Origin of the sequence: Mucilaginibacter phyllosphaerae (assembly GCF_004378255.1) — a bacterium.
In the GTDB taxonomy this organism is placed as follows: Bacteria; Bacteroidota; Bacteroidia; order Sphingobacteriales; family Sphingobacteriaceae; genus Mucilaginibacter; species Mucilaginibacter phyllosphaerae.
Genome location: NZ_SNQG01000004.1, coordinates 163,808 through 180,674 on the forward strand (window position 1 = coordinate 163,808; position 16,867 = coordinate 180,674).

The window sequence follows — 16,867 nt, forward strand, 5'->3', positions numbered from 1 at the left end:
AAAATTAACATTGCAATTGAATGACAATCTGCTTGAAGGCTAAAAGGTGCGATTCTGAGCTCTCAGGGCACTTTTTAGCTTCTTAAAACTAAATTTAGTTTTAAGAAATTTTTCCTTTGTTTTTCGAAATTTTTCGCTATACTATTGTAGCTATTATGAAAAAAATAGCAAAACAAGATGAAATTTTATTAGATAAAAGTGCATCAAAGGAACAGTTACCATTCAGTATCGACCCAACAGTTTTTACCCAAAAACCAACAAAAAAGGAAATAGCAAAATTAAGTTGGCAACCCGTCAACGGTTCGGTAATAAATGTCTTACACCACGCAACCTCCGGCAGAGCATTCACATGCGGGGTATTTAAAGACAATCACCGGGAATCAGAAAAACTAATTAAACAGCAGATTTTCTGCGTTGACTTTGATGGTGGTATGACCCTGAACGAAGCCGGGGAAATCCTTAAAGAGTACAATCTCTTTTATAATGCTGGTTACTACAGTTTTCGCCACTCTGCCGAACTTGAAAAGTTTAGGCTACTCTTTGTCTTCGATGGAGAAATTCAAGACCCTAAAATAGTTAAAAGCATTCTCAGAAGCTTTTATTATTTGTTCCAATGCAAATCAGACAAATCATGTGTTGATGCCGCACGATATTGGAACGGCACCGATAAAGATTACTTTATAGGAGATATAAACCAAGTAATCAACCTGAAATATTTCTCAGAAGTCACCACCCCGCTATTACTTGCTGCCGATAGAAATCAATACCGAAAAATAGTCACAGCAGACGAGGGTATTTTGTGTGCAAAATCAGGTAAGATTATTTATAATATTAATAAAGAAAATCAAGGTTGCACAAACAAAAACAAAAAAGATATTGATAAAATACAAAACTTTAATATCGAAGATTTACAACAGTTTCAATTATTCAAAATATTTTTTGAAGGTAAAGGGACTAACACGAAAAATAAATTAAGCCACCATGAATTATTTGGGATAGCTACGAATTTAATTCATTTAAAAGGAGGGTATGCAATCTGGAAAGAATGCTTGGCGAAAAATCCATTATACCCTAAAAAAGAAAAGGAATCAATTTACAAATATGTTTATGACAAGAAATATGACCCTATTCACTTTTCCAAATTTTCGCCTTATGAAGAAGACAAAACAAATTTCTTTCAAACATTCCGGCAAATACTGATAAAGAAAGGACGGGTATTTAATAAGTCTAATGGTGAAGAAAAATTATGGAAACTTGCAGATGCCAGAGCAGAATTAGCCAAAAAGTATAATGAAATTTTAGAAGCGGACGATTGCAACATTTATATAATTAAATGTGCTACTGGCTTAGGGAAAACACAATTAATAAAAAATACAACAAATATAGTTGCTGCATTTCCAGACCACTCTTTAAAGCTTGAACATTTCAACGATTCAGAACTGAGTGCAACTATAAAGTTAGCTACCCCGGCAGCAGTTGGATTTAGTGAAAATGTACAAAAACATATTGATGCCGTATATAGAAATGGATTTAATGATGTGGTAAACACTTTGATAAAGAACTTAGCTGCGGGGCTTTCAATAAATGATGAGAGGAAGTGCTCACCGGAGGATATAAAGGCGGCACAGGAGTACTTAGACGCTTTAAGAGCTGTTAAAGAATCCAATGATAGCAACACGGTTTTTACCACTCACCACAGGGCTGTATTAACCTGGTTTCCCCAACCCACAATTATTTTCGACGAAAACCCTTTGGGGGTATTACTGGCTCAGGGGTCGGTTCCTATCAGCGACGTACAAAAGTTGATTTTGGAGATGGCTTTTACAGGTCACGAAGTATTGGCTGAGAAATTAAGGGCTTGTGTTAATTCCGACAGTAAAACTGTTTTTGATTTTGTTGGAATGGCAATTGACGAAGACGGATTATATAAAATGATTAAAAAGCTCAAATTGAAATCAAAGATTTGGGAATTTCTTAAATCGGACTATTACGTTAAAATAAATGATAGGATTAATTATTGCACAAATAACATCTGGCGGTTACCTACCGATAAAAAAATAATCATTGCTGACGCTACTGCCCCTATTGAACTATATCGGAAAATGTTAGGTTCCCGGTTAAAGGAATTTGACATTTCCAATGTTGAGTTAAAAGGTAAAATCATTCAATATACTACCCGGAGTTGTTCTCGGACTGGAAATCAAGGATACAGCCAAGCGGTGAACGCAGACTTGGATGATTGGGACACCATTACCTATAAAAGTCAAAAACACATGTTCGATAATTCGGCACCAGACATTCATTTTGGCAAAAGCCGGGGCACTAACAAATACGAAGGTCGCAACCTAAATGTAATTGGAACGCCTAATTATGGTAGTGCATTTTATATGTTTTTAGCTAAAGTATGCGGGTTGGATGTTTCTGATTTCAAGATGAAAAATCGAAAAGTCCTTTTTAAAAACAATGAGTTCGTATTCTACACAGTAGCCCATGAGGAATTGCAAGAATTTCATTTGGAGCTAACAGAGGGTGATATTATACAGGCAGCGCACCGGGCAAGACCTATCAACCATGATGTAATTGTAAAAGTATATTCCAACCTGCCAATACCCCATGCCGAATTAATATGGTGGAAAAAAAACACGCCTAATCAATAATCATCAATTGGAAAATCAAAACAATATAATTATGAATATAAACTTACGTAATGCACTTCCCGTAATCTGTGAGGAATTGACGAACGCAATAAAGTTCAAATTTCAGCAAGAGCCTTTTGGTTGCTGCTATCTTATGGGTCATTGCTTAGCAGAAGGATTATCTAACGCTGGATTTGTAGCAGAAGAAATTACTGGACATTTAATATTGAAAGATAAGCTAAGAAGGGATGTGGTGTACGGCAGTGGAAAATACAAAGGGAAACTTGCAGGATATTATCATACATGGTGTATTTTAAAAGATGGGGATGACACGTTAATCATTGACCCAAGTTTGCAGTATAATAAAATTGCTCTAAAAAAACATTTTGGAATCAAACTGGACGTAAATCTACCGGGTTTATTAATAACAAATGAATTACAAGGGATTTCATACCGATACATTCAGGATGAGACACTGACAATAAAATCCAAAGAATTTTTAAGGACGGTTAATATTGAGGCAATCAAACAACTAATTGACTGCGTTACCAAAACTACTGTGGAAATTTTGAATAATTGATTAACTATTTATTGCTTATAATATACCTGCTACGTTATTTTAGGGTTAGGTATTAGATAAATAGAATGATTACACTTTTGAATCATTAATTATTAAAATGTCTAACTCTACCTCTAAACCGTGTGCAACTTCAAGTAAATAGTATATCGAAGGGTTAATTTTACCTGTCTCTAAACGTTGAATCGATTGTTGGTCTTTATCAATAGCGTGCGCAAGTTGCTTCTGAGTAATACCTTTTCGCTCCCTAATTTCACGGATTCGTTCGCCAAGAATTTTAAGAAATACCTCTTTCTGCATGGAGGTATAATTTTAAACCATGAAACCCGCTTGGAACACAACGGATATGTTGTATTTTCCAAATATTTTTCTAACTTTTGCTTATACTTAATTCTTAGTTATATGAATGACAAACAAAATTCTTACGAAAGCATTAAATCTGATGTTAAAGGAGCAGCAACAGGATTATTCTTTGTTGGTGGTTTAATCTTCTTGGTAATCGTATTACTATCTATAATAGTAGCAGTTAAAAATAGCGGTTTTGACCTCGGTTTAAAAACCATTCTTATAATAGGGTTGACGATACTTTTAGGATTAATAGTATTCAGTAGTAAAGCCCGGCAATGGATTTTAGGAGGGTGGTTAATCTTTTTAGTTGCGTGTATCGTATTGCCAATGTTTGCATTAGCGTTTTATTTTTTCTATACAGCATTCACTTCAAAATAATTTAACGATGGTAGAGGTGCAGGCAGTTGGAGGTGCAGGGTATTTACCAGAGTTGGCATAACAATCTAAAAATATAACAGCAGGTGAATTGACTTTATGCCGGGGTTAACGACCCAAACTACGACATAATTACCTGCTGTTTTTGATACTTATAATCATACATAGTGAACTCAGAAAAAGTAAAAATCAAAAAATTCTCTTATTTTATTGGTATCGATGTTTCACGCAATACTCTGGATTATGCTGTGATTCAAGATAAGCAACTCCTCTTTCACAGGGAGGCTCTTAACGAAGCTGACAACATTACTGCATTTTTACAGGAACTAAAAACATTACCAAAATTCACGATGTCAAAAGCGGTGTTTTGTATGGAGCATACTGGAATCTATTGTAACCACGTGCTTAACGCCATTAAAAAAGTGAAGGGAAATGTAGCGTTGGAGAATGCCTTGCAAATTAGAAATTCGTTAGGTGTTATAAGAGGCAAATACGATAAGATAGATGCTATCCGTATCGCACAGTATGCATCGAAGAATAGGGATGACCTAAAGTTATGGGTTCCGGCAAGACCTGCGTTGTTGCAACTGAAATCACTGTTTGCATTGAGAAATCGTTTAATGGGAACACAACTTGCGCTACGCACCCCATTAAAGGAACAGGTTACATTTATTAAAAAAGGATTACAGGTTCAAAGCACTAAGCTTTGTAAGAAAAGTATTGAAGCTATAAAGGCAGACTTAGCGGACATTGAAGCAGCTATTGACCTTAATATCTCATCTGATGAAAATCTTAAAAGGTTAATATCCATTATCGTATCAGTACCTAATATCGGAAGAATTACTGCTATACAGATTATCATATCAACTAATGAATTTAAGGACATCAATAACCCTAAGCAGTTTGCTTGTTATGCGGGTGTAGCACCATTTGTTAAGGAATCTGGTCTATTTAAAGGTCGAGGTAAAGTGTCACCCATCGCTAATAAAAAGGTTAAAGCTCTACTGCATATATGCGCAATGAGCGCAATTATATCTAAAGGGGAAATTAAAGATTATTTTATCAGGAAAACAACCATTGAGGGGAAACCAAAAATGCTCGTTCTGAATGCCATTAGGGGTAAACTCATATTGAGGATATTTTCATGTGTCAACCAAAATAGACATTACCAAGGCGATTACCGTCCGGTTGACCAACATTGCTTACCGACTGCACAAATCCACGAAGATTACTGCTTAACATAATTTTTAAAAGCCATTTAAGTAAACAGGTAGACGAGTCAGGTACATTTCGAGGTTAACGACCTATAGCTGGAAAGGATTGTCTTCTGTTTACTTATGTAGTATATAAGTCACTAATCTTAAAATTATATACAATGTATGGCACATCTTAACGCTTTACAAGACAACCAAATATGATAAGTAGTTAACTTCTGAGTTCACGCACTGAAAGTTCAACGGGACAGATTATAATTATGCATCCACGGGCCTTATTTTGGATGGTTTTTAGATTTCATGATATTTATAATTATGCAGACAAACAAATACCATATTACCCTTTTCGAAACATATTGGAAAGAAGATTTTTTAAATTATGACTTTCCTTTATTACCAAGTCAGGGGGATGTAATTGAATTTAAGAATGAATACGAATTGTTCCTTATCAAAGAGCGAGGCTTTGAAACTTTTAACGATAACGATTTAATTGAAGTAACACTTTATGGGGTCATGGAAGGGGAGCGAGACAATAAAAACCGTCTCAAATGGGATAGATTCAAGGAAAGGTTGCCTAAAGGAATTTAAATCTATATAGACCAACTGAGGATTACAATTTAGATAACTTTGATTTATAAAGTTAAACTAACGTAAAAATGAAAAAAACAATTGACGTAATTATTTTTAGCATACCACATAGTGATTCACTTTATCGTTATACATGTGCAGAATTACCTCTTTTAGGGGAGAATATTGAAATTGAAAGAGGGCGTACCTTTTTTACAATAACAGAAACGTTTTTACTACCAGTGGAGAAAGATGATTACAAGGCTGCATATATTCTATGTGGTACGCTAATCGGTAAACATTTAAGTGCCGCCAACTTTAAAAACTTGAAGTACCGTATTCACGGAACAGCTGATATTGATATTGAGTTACACAGCTACGGCAACATCGTTTTTCCTGCATCCTTGGATTAAATTCGCATGTACCATAAAGGTATAAAACGTTCCTTTTTGGTACTTTAACGAGACTTTATTGGTACCCAAAAACCTATACTTTTTTATGTATATGCGGAATTTTGTATAGGAAACGGATAAATTACCCGACAAATGACGCCAAATGGCGAGAGTAACCGACAGATTTGAAAAATTCCTAATTTAAAGAAACTAAAGCCTTAACTTTCATTACAGTTCGAGTTGATACTTCGGCAATTTTAGCAATCTCCCGTACAGTTAACCCCTTTCTTAGAGCTTTAATGATTTGTTGTGAGGCGGGTTTTTCTAAAAAGATTTTACCACTTTCAGATGTATTAGCAGGACGACCCAACTTACCGCCGTTCTGCACGTAAACTGCTCTACCTACTGCGGTACGCTCCTTTATATTTTCCAGTTCTAATTGATACAATGAAGACATTATTGAGCTAATCATATTCCAAATTGGATTGCGCTCCCCATTAGGACGTGACTGCAAACCTAAGTTGCGGACAATAACATTTACTTTCTTTTCTTCCAACCACAACAACACATTAATAACATCCCCGGTGTTGCGACCGATACGGCTAAACTCTTCAATCACTATTTCTTCAACTTTGCCAGCTTCAACCATTTTAGTTAATTCTTTACCTTTAGGACGGTCTTTAAAAGCAACGCTCCCGGATATCTTGTCAAGTAAAACAGAATCATATTTTTCAGTGTCTGCGGAAAATCTGTTTCCTGTTTGGATTTGAGTTGACACTCTATTGTATTTTATTTTCATAATGTTGTTGTTTTAATCACACATTAAATATACAACAAATCCGTTGTTTTTACAAGTAATTAGGATAGTTTTTCATAAGAAAGTTGTGCTACATTTAAATATGATTTTTATTATAACAGTAATTAATAATGCCTCTTGTAAAGGATTAGTAAATAAGTCTTTAATTAAAAAATTATTTTGTTATAATTGCTAAACTTAGCCTTGTCAAAATTTTGTGGTATTATTTTCTTGGCGAAGTTGCTACATACTCTCATGAACAAAACACAAATCTTGTCTCTAATTTCAGACGAACAAAAACAGGTTTCATTGGCAAACGATTTTGGTGAAAAGGCTGACCGGATTAATAATATATTGCAATTAAAGATAGAGTCTAATATTCAAGATATTAAAAATGACATTTATATTGATGTAAAAAGATTTGTGAATTTCTATATCAATTCTTTCGAAGATAAACAGTTTAATTATGATGTATTTGATGAGTTAAAGATAAGTGAATACATTAATCTTTTCGAAGTCAAACAAAAATGCAGCTTACTCCACTACACAATAAGGCACTTAAAGACAGTAGGGTTTGAAGAAAAGGTAAGTTTTTTTGAATCTCAATTAAGAGCATGCGAATTTCATAGAGAATTGAAAGAGTTCAGCATTAAAAATATTTTCAAATTAATTTATTTGGCTACCGTTTACAACAATTTAACCATTTTATTCGCAATATTGTTATGTATAATGGTCAAAGTCGTTGTTTACCTTCCGGCACCGTTTAAGTGGATGGAATTATATGAAATACATTATTCGAAGTTAAACAATAACCCTGTTTTGAATCACGTGGGAAATGTTTTACTATCATTTTTTGAAGTTAAAACAAATCCATCATTTGCAGAACCAGTCACATTTGTCGGCTCGGTGCTATTTGTTTTGGGAAAATGTTTTTTCATTATTATTGTAGTAAACATATTAATTGACCAATTGAAAACCAGATTCAAAATCTAATGTCCATTCTAAGAACTACTGATTCAATTCTTCGCAAGTTAAATTCATTGCTATTTCGAATCGTATTGATTGTTTACAGCATTAGTATTTTACTCAGGTTTAATAATTTTTTCCCAATATATGTTTACTGCATTTTTTACGTAATATACCTGTCAATTTACGCCAGCCTGTTTTTTAGCAAAAACAAAGCACTTATCGTATTAAGATTGTTAAATGATTATTCTTTTATAACATTTATTGCTTGGGGTAAACCTTTAAATGATTTTAATATCGCTATCTTTTTATTTCTCCCTCTGATAAATACTTTAAATCATTCCAGCCAAAGAAAACTAAGTCCATTCCCAATTTTTGTGTATGTATTTTTAGTTAGCTCTTTGATTGCACTTAACAGTTTCACATTCAGTATTAGGTTCTTCATACCAATAATTGCCATTACCGCAATAAACGTACTTTTCTATTTTAGATTGAGTGTAATTGATTTCAGCAACAGTTTATACAGCCTATTAGAAGAGTTTTATCAAGAAAGTTTCAATGTTGGGAGGACTCATTTCCTACTGAAAAGGATGTTAAAAATAAACAACGAGACAACTTTTATAAAACGACTTGGCACGATTAAAAGAATTGTTTTATTCAAAATTAACAATTCTGGAAGTCTACAAATATTGATAAGTTCTAAGTTTATTTACTCTTTTAAGATTGATGAGGAAAAGCTTTTTAAAGACTTCGAAAAATCCGAAACCGTTCATGATATCAGTACAGAGCTTGACGGTGTAATTTATAAAAATAATGTGTTTCTAAGGAATGCTTATGAATCTACCCAATATGTTTTACTGGTAACGTTTGATAAACATCCATTTTCACTCTTTTTTGATATTTATTTACAAAAGATATTAAAGCCTCTCTTTTCGAAAATCACAAATGCGGTTCATGTTGAATACAGGCTTCAAAATGAAAACCAAAAGTATTTTGCTGAACTGAAAAAACACTTAGAGGATATAGACACCGCTGTTAATGCGATACATTTTTTAAACAACAAACTTTCACCCATTACAAGTTATTTCTCATTATTAAATTTCTATGAGACAGAAGCAAAGGACGAAATAAAGCCTGCTTTATTAAAACTAATTGGAAAAGAAAAGAAAAATGCAATAAACAGCATTCATCCAATTGTAGAAAAAATGAATCAAATGGCAGAAAGAGCTACTAATCCTGTCATGGGTGTCATTACCGCTATTAAATTAAGAAAGCTTTTTACTATAATAAGGACTTGCTTTGAAACTAATAATGTAAAATATGCATTTATAATTGAATGGTCAGTGGAGACCCTAAGTCTAAACGTTAATAGTAATACCTATCTTTTTGATTTTGCTGTTCAAGAAATAGCAATCAATATTGCCAAACACTCTAAAAGTGAATGTACTATCAAATTTGCCTATGATAATGAAGGAGCACCAATAATTATTTTTAGTAACTCGGTAAATGTTAGCGGTAAATTAATGATTGAACTTAATAAAACAATTAGTGAGTTCAATAGTCTGAGGATGAATGAAATTATGAAGCGAAAAAGTAAAGGACTGAAAATGATAAAACAATTTTTAGAACAATTAGATATTGCTCATAAAATGTCTCTGGATAATGACAAAATAAATTTAACTTTAACCATCATGAACACCTATGAAAATAGCAATATTTGAAAATGAGTATTCTCATTTTAAGACGATTTTTGATGGTTTTAATCTGATTTATTTCACTAAATCTCCGCTTGACATTAAGGATTTTAAGTCGTCACAAGATTTTGGTGATTTATCCCGGGTGAAAGATTACGATGTAATTATCGTTGACATAGATTTAACTCCTGCAAGCGAAATGGATGGCTATCAATTAATAACCGCCGTAGTAAACTTAAAACTTGCAAAAACTCCTCATATTATGGTCTTAACTGGACATCATTCCATGAAAGAACAATTGAAAGAGCGAAATCTTCCCGAATATCCAATTATTTCAAAACCACTAAGCTTAAAGGCTATCAAGAGTGCTTTTGAATTTTATAGATTGCTTTAATTGTACTTTTAAAGACTAAAACGATATTTAAGCTTGAAAAAATCTCTAAATCAATTCGAGAATTTTAATTATCAAGCGACCTCCGAGAAGGTTAAAGTTTTGACACCAAAAAGCCGTAAGTCTTAGAAATGCTATTACAATTATAATGTAGTGCGGGCAGTCAAGACCCAATAATAACCGTTTTAACTGCGTCACTAAGTGCGTCATTTAAACAAAAAGAGCTTGATTATCCGGTAAATTTTACTTACCTTTAATCAAGCTCTTTTATCTGATTCACTGTATAAAATCGCTATTTTAAGTTCTTTTAAACTGAATTAAGGTTCGCATGAGGTTCGAGAACCTCTGCATTAAGAGTCAGTTGCTCTACCGACTGAGCTACCAAGTCGTTGGTTTTTTTGTTTGCGGGGTTGCAAATATACAATCAATAGCCGTAACTCATCATGTAAAAATGATTTTATAATTTTTAGCAGTTGCACTGCAATGGTAGCGCTATTACTTAATGCTCTGCCAAAACGTTGAATGCAACGCCTGCCAGGCCGGTTTTTTCCCATTGGGCCTGGCTGGTTTCGCGGGATATAACGGCGCCGCTGCCAAACAGGCTTAAGTATGCAGAAAACATCAGGCCGTGGCCTTTGGCATTTTCTATCCATTCCAGGCTTGCAAAAAAGTTGTCGTCTACGTAAATGCTGTAGGGCTGCAGATCAACATGGATCTCCTGCTGGCCTTTTTCTACATTCACAAATATGTTTTGGTTTTGCAGCAGCTGATCGGGCAGGCCGTTTTTAACAGTATAAAAATTAAGGCGAAGCTTTACCGGGTGGTTTACATCGCCGGCAATAGTTACATTAAATTGCTTTAAATAGGTGGGCGATTTTTTTATTTTAATGATGGTGCCTATCTCATACCCCAGCCGGTTGCTGTTAAAGCCTGCGTTGCTTGTTTTAGAGTGCGAGGTGTTGCCCAGGGTAACCTCTTTCCATTTTTTGTTGGTAACCCGCACCTCTTTAAGCTGCGTAACCGATGGCTGCAGCGATATGGTTTGGTGTGCATTATCCTTTACAAAACTGGCCACCAGGTAGGTTAAGGGCTTATAGCCTATCATCGATAGCTTCAGCGAGTCGGCTGCGTGGTCGGTTAGGTTAAGTTTGTACCTGCCGGCGCTGTCGGTAACCGTGCCTACGCTTTTACCAATCAGGCCAACGTTAACGTAGGGCAGGGGCTGGTTGGTTTTGGCATCTTTTACAACACCCTCAAATGCTTGTGCATTTGCCAGTGCCGATGAAAAAATAAAAAGGGCAATAAACAAGATCCGTTTCATATAGGTTTAGACGTGTTTATTGCCCCAATAGTTACGCCATTGCGTACATTTCTTCGCGTTGTTTTTGTACCACTTCGCTGTTGATATACTCATCATAGGTCATCAGCTTATCTATGATGCCGCCGGGGGTAAGTTCAATAATGCGGGTGGCAACGGTTTGCACCAGTTCATGATCCCGGGAAGTGAAGATGATGTTACCCCTAAAATCTTTCATGCCGTTATTTAATGCCGTGATCGATTCCAGGTCGAGGTGGTTGGTAGGCTCATCCAGCAATAACATATTGGCCGATTGCAGCATCATGCGGCTAAACATACAGCGCATTTTTTCGCCGCCGGATAGTACGTTGCTTTTCTTTAAAACTTCTTCGCCGCTAAACAGCATCCGGCCCAAAAATCCGCGGATAAACTGATCATCTTTTTCACCGGCAGAATATTCGCGCAGCCAATCTATCAGGTTATTGTCTTTGCCTTTAAAATATTCGGTGTTATCGATAGGGATATCGGCCTGGTTAACGGTAACGCCCCATTTAAAGCTGCCGGTATAATCTTTATCGCGGCCGGTTAAAATATCGTAAAAGGCAGATGTAGCCAAACTGTTTTGCGATAGCACGGCAATTTTATCGCCCTTGGCAGCCATAAAATCAATATTGGCAAATAATACTTCGCCGTTAAGGGATTTGCCCAGTTTTTCGGTTTGCAGCACCTGGTCGCCAATTTCGCGGCCCTGGTTATTAAATATAATGCCAGGGTATTTACGGTTAGATGGCTGGATCTCGTCCAGGTTGATCTTATCCAATGCCTTTTTACGGCTGGTAGCCTGTTTAGATTTGGATGCGTTGGCGCTAAAGCGGCGGATGAACTCCTGTAATTCCTTCACGCGCTCTTCTGTCTTTTTATTTTGGTCGCTGCGTTGTTTTAGGGCTAACTGGCTCGATTCGTACCAGAAGGTGTAGTTACCGGTATAGATGGTCATCTTGGCAAAATCAATATCTACCACATGGGTACAAACGGTATCCAGAAAGTGCCTGTCGTGCGATACCACCAGTACAATAGCCTCGTAAGATGCCAAAAAGTCTTCCAGCCAGGTAATAGTGTGGATGTCCAGATCGTTGGTGGGCTCATCCAGTAACAAAATATCGGGTTTGCCAAAAAGGGCCTGTGCCAGTAACACCCGTACTTTTTGGGTATTGTCCAGATCCTTAACCAGTTTATAATGAAATTCCTCTTTAATACCCAGGTTGCTTAACAGGGTGGCGGCGTTGCTTTCGGCATTCCAGCCATCCATCTCGGCAAAAAGGTTTTCCAGTTCGCCGGCGCGTTCGCCGTCGGCATCGGTAAAATCCTCTTTCAGGTAAATAGCATCTTTTTCCTTCATTACGGCATACATTTCTTTATGCCCCATCATTACGGTTTCTATAACGGTAAATTCATCATAAGCGTAGTGGTTTTGGCTTAATACGGCCATCCGTTCGCCGGGCGTAAAGCTTACCGAACCGCTGGTAGGGTCGATCTCGCCGGATAGGATTTTCATGAAGGTGGATTTGCCCGCGCCGTTTGCCCCGATGATGCCATAGCAGTTGCCCTGGCTAAACTTAAGGTTAACATCTTCAAAAAGGGTGCGTTTTCCGTAACGTAAAGATAAATTAGATACCGTTATCATGCTGTACTTTTATTTTGCGCAAAAATACGGTAAATACTTAATTTATTGTAGCAGTAGGGGAATTTAGGATGCCAAAAATTATATAGGTATAAATATCTACACTTACAAGTAACAGGCGTGGGGGTTATTCTACGCATTTTCCCCACTTAAAAAATAAATTGTAACGAAAACGTTAGATTATGCAGGTAAATTACATACCTTATGGGCTGGAACAATAATTGAATGTTATTCTATCGTAAATGTATTAAACCCCCTGATTTATTTATGGCAATTGTAGTAACCAGCTTATTTATTGTGAATGCATTGGTAGTGGTGCAGCACCTTAAGGTTAAAAAATTTTAGCCCCCGTAAAAATGAGGTTCAACTAACTTAGCAACGCTGCTAAGTTAGTTGTTTCCTCGTCCACCAGTTTTTGAAGCGGGCCCGATGCGATCATCTTCATCATCATGTTCAGGTCGGCAGTGATGCTGAAAGCGGCCTGGGTAGCCCCGTTAGTTGCTGTCAACTCCCATTTTAGTTCCATATCAAACGGCGGTTTTTCTGCCGGTATTATCCTTACCAGGCTGTCGGCCACGCGCTCGTCAATCTTTAACGTTAGTTGGGTAATATTGCGGATGTTAAAACTGGCAACATCTGCGGTTGATTCCCAATCCTCAATATTATCGGGCATCAGTTGGCGATGGTTATTCATATCGGCCAGAAAGGCATAAACCTGTGCAGCCGTTTTGTTTACGGTAACTTTACTTTCAAAAACACTCATTATAATATTATTTACCCCAGGCAGCGGGTTGTATGCGCCATTCTTTTAACACTTCTGTATCCGCAGCAGCAATATAGTTGTGCTGCTCGGCATATTTTAGCAAGGCATCGTAGTTAGATAGGGTGATGTACGGGCACTTGGCTTCTTTAAAATTTTCTGCAGCAATATCAAAGCCGTAGCTAAATATAGCGGCAAGGCCTGCTACGGTATAACCGGCATCGCGCAGGGCGTGCACCGCCTGTAAGCTGCTTTTACCGGTAGATATCAGGTCCTCTATCACTACAACACGCTGGCCCGGAGAAATCTCGCCCTCTATGAGGCTGCCGGTGCCGTGTTCTTTTGCTTTGGCACGTACATAGATAAACGGCAGGCCCATTTCTTGCGCAACCAGCGCGCCCTGCGGTATGCCTGCGGTTGCTACGCCTGCAATGCAGCCCACCGAACCGAATTTTTCTTGGATGGCCGATGTTAACTGCTGGCGGATGTAAGTGCGTATGGTAGGGTGCGATAGTGTAATGCGGTTATCGCAGTATATCGGAGATTTCCAGCCGGAAGCCCATGTAAAAGGATTATTAGGTTGTAATTTTATTGCTTTAATTTGCAGCAGAAATTCCGCGACCTGCTGTTCGGTCTCACTATTGGTAAACATGGCTCAAAAATACAGAATTTATATTAACGAAAAAGTGATTTTGCTAACAGTGAAAACACCTAAAGTTTCATCCCACTATCAAAAGATTGATGCAGAGCACTTTGATTTGAAAATTGTTTACCACTGGGTAGATAAACAACCCTGTAAATTATTTTATGTGCTTTGCGATGATGCCAGGGCTTTTTTAAAGAAGATCATCAAAGCCAATACGCTGATAGAGGCTGCCGGCGGTTTGGTAACCAACCAGAACGGCGAGCACCTGTTCATCTACCGGAATGATAAGTGGGACCTGCCCAAAGGCAAGATAGAAAAGAAGGAAAAAACCAAGATTGCCGCCGTGCGCGAGGTGGAGGAGGAGTGTGGCATTAAGGTAAGCCGGCTGGAAGAAAAGATCTGCAAAACCTACCATACCTATATCTATAAAGGCGAGGTGGTGCTTAAAAAAACGCATTGGTTTAAAATGGCCTACAAAGGCAAGGCTAAACTGGTGCCGCAGTTAGAGGAAGGCATTACCGATGTGCGCTGGTTTAAAAATGAGGATGTACCCACCATTGCCAAAAATACCTTCCCATCTATTATGGATGTGCTGGAAAAAGAGGAACTGATTACAAATACGGAAGCGCTTCTTTCGGAATAAACTGAGAAACATCGCCGTTGTACCTCACAATTTCGCGCACGATGCTGGAACTGATGGACGAGTAGCCCGGTTTGCTTACAATAAATATGCTCTCAATTTCTGGCTCAAGCGAGTGGTTCATCTGCGCTATGGCCTTTTCGTATTCAAAATCTGATACGGTGCGGATGCCGCGGATCATATAGTCGGCACCGATGCTTTTGCAAAATTCAACCGTAAGCCCTTCGTAAGCCACAATATGGATCCTGTCGTCGTGCGCAAAAACGGCACGCAGCATATCCTCGCGTTTGCCCACACTCAGCAGGCCCTGTTTGTTACTGTTTACCCCAATGCCAATGTAAAGCTTATCAAATAAACCAACCGATCGTTTTACAATATCCACATGGGCTTTGGTAACCGGGTCAAACGAGCCGGGGAAAAGGGCTATTTTCATAACAGGTATAACGTTATTGCTTAATCAAAAGTAAGGATAATTTGATTAAGCACCATGCATTTCTCGTCGCTGCACTTTCCCTCGAAATGACATAATTTCTCCCATATGAGCGGTGTGTAGGAATGTATGGTGGCAGTAAGAGGCGGGAAATGCCATTATCGCTCGCATAAACCCCTCCCTACATCCTCCCGTGGGGAGAAATCTCACAGGCTTTTAAAAATGACATCGTACAATTACCGTGTAGCGCAATACCCAAGCTAAGTAAAATACAAAATAAATGTGGGGATATTTTTAGATATTGTGAAACTAAACTTACTTAAATGACCCCTGAAGAATTAGAAAAGTGGAAATACAATTATCAACAAAACGGCTATGTTTTGAGAGGCTATTTTATAGATAAGTTTAGCGTGTTGGAGCATCAATTAGAACTATATATTAGAGTGTTCTTTTTTGGAAATCCTAATTCTGAGTTTCATTTTAAGAATGTTATTCTTGAGAGAATGACTTTGGAAAATAAAATAACTGCGTTAGATTCTATTTTGAAAATACAATCTAAACAAGATGAAAAGTTAATAAGAGAAATAACCACGTTAAAGAATTTAAGGAATCGTTTTGCACATGCAATGCATGTTATACCTTGGAATTATAATAAGTCTATCATAACCTTTTCAGCAACTCGAGATAAGAATCAACTTATTGGGTATTCGAAAAAAGAATTTGATTCATTTATAGTTAGAATTGAAATAACTGCAAACCATTTAGCCGAGTCTTGGCGAGCTTTATTAAAAGAAAAAGAAGGTTAAATTACTTTTGATGAAATAATAGTATATATCACCAATACAAATCCATCTAATTAAATAGGTATTAAATCAACCCATTTATCTGTGCGTATTGCAGCAGCATAATGGTTTTGGCATCTTTTATTTCGCCGGTTTTGATCATATCGAGTGCCCGGGCGAAGGGCATTTCCATAACTTCAATATTCTCGGTTTCTTCCTGCAGTCCGCCGCCATCACTTACCTTCATGTCTTTGGTGTATTCGGCAACAAAAAAATACAAGATCTCGGTAACCGACCCCGGCGACATGTACGCCTCAAATACTTTTTGTACTGCTGAGATCTTGTAGCCCGTTTCTTCTTCGGTTTCCTTACGGATGCAATCCTCCGGGTTATCTTTATCCAGCAAACCAGCGCAGGTTTCTATCATATAGCCATCGGTATTGCCGTTTAAATAAGTGGGCATCCTAAACTGGCGGGTTAATATTACCGTTTGGTTGGTTGGATTATAAAGCAGGATAGTTGCACCGTTCCCGCGGTCGTAAGCCTCGCGCGAGTGCTGTTGCCACTGACCATCGCGTCCTAAAAATTCGTAGGTAACTTTACGCAAGGTGTACCAGTTATCTGATAACACGGTGGTTTGAACGTTGCGGATTTTATCGCTCATGGGTAATATTG

19 protein-coding genes are annotated in these 16,867 nt (G+C 37.3%); 11 read left to right on the forward strand and 8 right to left on the reverse strand.

Features of this window, described 5'->3' with window-relative positions:
• The first annotated feature begins 155 nt into the window (after positions 1–155).
• Both E2R65_RS11820 and E2R65_RS11825 read left to right on the forward strand, forming a co-directional pair.
• Positions 156–2,657: a hypothetical protein gene (locus E2R65_RS11820; RefSeq protein ID WP_134336686.1), complete on the forward strand. Its 2,502-nt coding sequence runs from the start codon at positions 156–158 to the stop codon at positions 2,655–2,657.
• 31 nt (positions 2,658–2,688) lie between these two features.
• Complete coding sequence (locus E2R65_RS11825; protein ID WP_158285269.1) at positions 2,689–3,216, forward strand: hypothetical protein; 528 nt, start codon at positions 2,689–2,691, stop codon at positions 3,214–3,216.
• 69 nt (positions 3,217–3,285) lie between these two features.
• Here the strand turns inward: E2R65_RS11825 and E2R65_RS11830 are convergent, their stop codons facing one another.
• A complete protein-coding gene (locus tag E2R65_RS11830; RefSeq protein ID WP_134336688.1) occupies positions 3,286–3,513 on the reverse strand; it encodes a helix-turn-helix domain-containing protein in 228 nt (75 codons plus the stop codon).
• A 102-nt stretch (positions 3,514–3,615) separates the two neighbouring features.
• Between E2R65_RS11830 and E2R65_RS11835 the strand changes: the two genes are divergently transcribed.
• The 4 genes from E2R65_RS11835 to E2R65_RS11850 all read left to right on the forward strand — a co-directional run bounded on the left by E2R65_RS11835 (position 3,616) and on the right by E2R65_RS11850 (position 6,130).
• On the forward strand, positions 3,616–3,939 hold the full coding sequence (locus tag E2R65_RS11835; RefSeq protein ID WP_134336689.1) for a hypothetical protein: 324 nt from the start codon (positions 3,616–3,618) through the stop codon (positions 3,937–3,939).
• A 164-nt stretch (positions 3,940–4,103) separates the two neighbouring features.
• Positions 4,104–5,180: a transposase gene (locus E2R65_RS11840; protein WP_134336690.1), complete on the forward strand. Its 1,077-nt coding sequence runs from the start codon at positions 4,104–4,106 to the stop codon at positions 5,178–5,180.
• Positions 5,181–5,465: 285 nt separating this feature from the next.
• Positions 5,466–5,738 (forward strand): hypothetical protein, encoded by a 273-nt coding sequence (locus E2R65_RS11845; RefSeq protein ID WP_134336691.1) that lies wholly within the window; start codon positions 5,466–5,468, stop codon positions 5,736–5,738.
• 68 nt (positions 5,739–5,806) lie between these two features.
• Positions 5,807–6,130, forward strand: a complete 324-nt coding sequence (locus E2R65_RS11850) for a hypothetical protein (protein WP_134336692.1) — start codon at positions 5,807–5,809, stop codon at positions 6,128–6,130.
• A 175-nt stretch (positions 6,131–6,305) separates the two neighbouring features.
• Here the strand turns inward: E2R65_RS11850 and E2R65_RS11855 are convergent, their stop codons facing one another.
• Positions 6,306–6,908, reverse strand: coding sequence for a recombinase family protein (locus E2R65_RS11855; protein WP_134336693.1), 603 nt, complete (start codon positions 6,906–6,908; stop codon positions 6,306–6,308).
• A 252-nt stretch (positions 6,909–7,160) separates the two neighbouring features.
• Here E2R65_RS11855 and E2R65_RS11860 point away from each other — a divergent pair, with 252 nt between their 5' ends.
• The 3 genes from E2R65_RS11860 to E2R65_RS11870 all read left to right on the forward strand — a co-directional run bounded on the left by E2R65_RS11860 (position 7,161) and on the right by E2R65_RS11870 (position 9,959).
• On the forward strand, positions 7,161–7,898 hold the full coding sequence (locus E2R65_RS11860) for a hypothetical protein (protein ID WP_134336694.1): 738 nt from the start codon (positions 7,161–7,163) through the stop codon (positions 7,896–7,898).
• A 206-nt stretch (positions 7,899–8,104) separates the two neighbouring features.
• Complete coding sequence (locus E2R65_RS11865) at positions 8,105–9,592, forward strand: hypothetical protein (protein ID WP_134336695.1); 1,488 nt, start codon at positions 8,105–8,107, stop codon at positions 9,590–9,592.
• On the forward strand, positions 9,573–9,959 hold the full coding sequence (locus E2R65_RS11870; RefSeq protein ID WP_134336696.1) for a response regulator: 387 nt from the start codon (positions 9,573–9,575) through the stop codon (positions 9,957–9,959). The genes E2R65_RS11865 and E2R65_RS11870 overlap by 20 nt, the downstream gene beginning before the upstream one ends.
• Before the next feature lie 496 nt (positions 9,960–10,455).
• Here E2R65_RS11870 and E2R65_RS11875 read toward each other — a convergent pair whose 3' ends face one another.
• The 4 genes from E2R65_RS11875 to pyrE all read right to left on the reverse strand — a co-directional run bounded on the left by E2R65_RS11875 (position 10,456) and on the right by pyrE (position 14,346).
• Positions 10,456–11,277, reverse strand: a complete 822-nt coding sequence (locus tag E2R65_RS11875; protein WP_134336697.1) for a carboxypeptidase-like regulatory domain-containing protein — start codon at positions 11,275–11,277, stop codon at positions 10,456–10,458.
• Between the two features lie 31 nt (positions 11,278–11,308).
• Positions 11,309–12,937 (reverse strand): ABC-F family ATP-binding cassette domain-containing protein, encoded by a 1,629-nt coding sequence (locus tag E2R65_RS11880; protein WP_134336698.1) that lies wholly within the window; start codon positions 12,935–12,937, stop codon positions 11,309–11,311.
• A 364-nt stretch (positions 12,938–13,301) separates the two neighbouring features.
• Positions 13,302–13,697 carry an SRPBCC family protein gene (locus tag E2R65_RS11885; protein ID WP_134336699.1) on the reverse strand — a complete coding sequence of 132 codons (396 nt, stop codon included), beginning with the start codon at positions 13,695–13,697 and terminating at the stop codon, positions 13,302–13,304.
• 7 nt (positions 13,698–13,704) lie between these two features.
• Positions 13,705–14,346: an orotate phosphoribosyltransferase gene (gene pyrE / locus E2R65_RS11890; protein WP_134336700.1), complete on the reverse strand. Its 642-nt coding sequence runs from the start codon at positions 14,344–14,346 to the stop codon at positions 13,705–13,707.
• Between the two features lie 49 nt (positions 14,347–14,395).
• Here pyrE and E2R65_RS11895 point away from each other — a divergent pair, with 49 nt between their 5' ends.
• Entirely contained in the window at positions 14,396–14,983 is a 588-nt protein-coding gene (locus E2R65_RS11895; RefSeq protein WP_229704618.1) for an NUDIX hydrolase, read from the forward strand.
• Here the strand turns inward: E2R65_RS11895 and coaD are convergent.
• Positions 14,952–15,413: a pantetheine-phosphate adenylyltransferase gene (coaD, locus tag E2R65_RS11900; protein WP_134336702.1), complete on the reverse strand. Its 462-nt coding sequence runs from the start codon at positions 15,411–15,413 to the stop codon at positions 14,952–14,954. The two genes, E2R65_RS11895 and coaD, sit on opposite strands and share 32 nt — an antisense overlap.
• A 320-nt stretch (positions 15,414–15,733) precedes the next feature.
• On the opposite strand from coaD, the gene E2R65_RS11905 reads away from it, so the two are divergent.
• Complete coding sequence (locus tag E2R65_RS11905) at positions 15,734–16,216, forward strand: hypothetical protein (protein ID WP_134336703.1); 483 nt, start codon at positions 15,734–15,736, stop codon at positions 16,214–16,216.
• A 61-nt stretch (positions 16,217–16,277) separates the two neighbouring features.
• Here E2R65_RS11905 and nudK read toward each other — a convergent pair whose 3' ends face one another.
• Positions 16,278–16,856, reverse strand: a complete 579-nt coding sequence (gene nudK / locus E2R65_RS11910; RefSeq protein WP_134336704.1) for a GDP-mannose pyrophosphatase NudK — start codon at positions 16,854–16,856, stop codon at positions 16,278–16,280.
• Positions 16,857–16,867 lie beyond the last annotated feature (11 nt).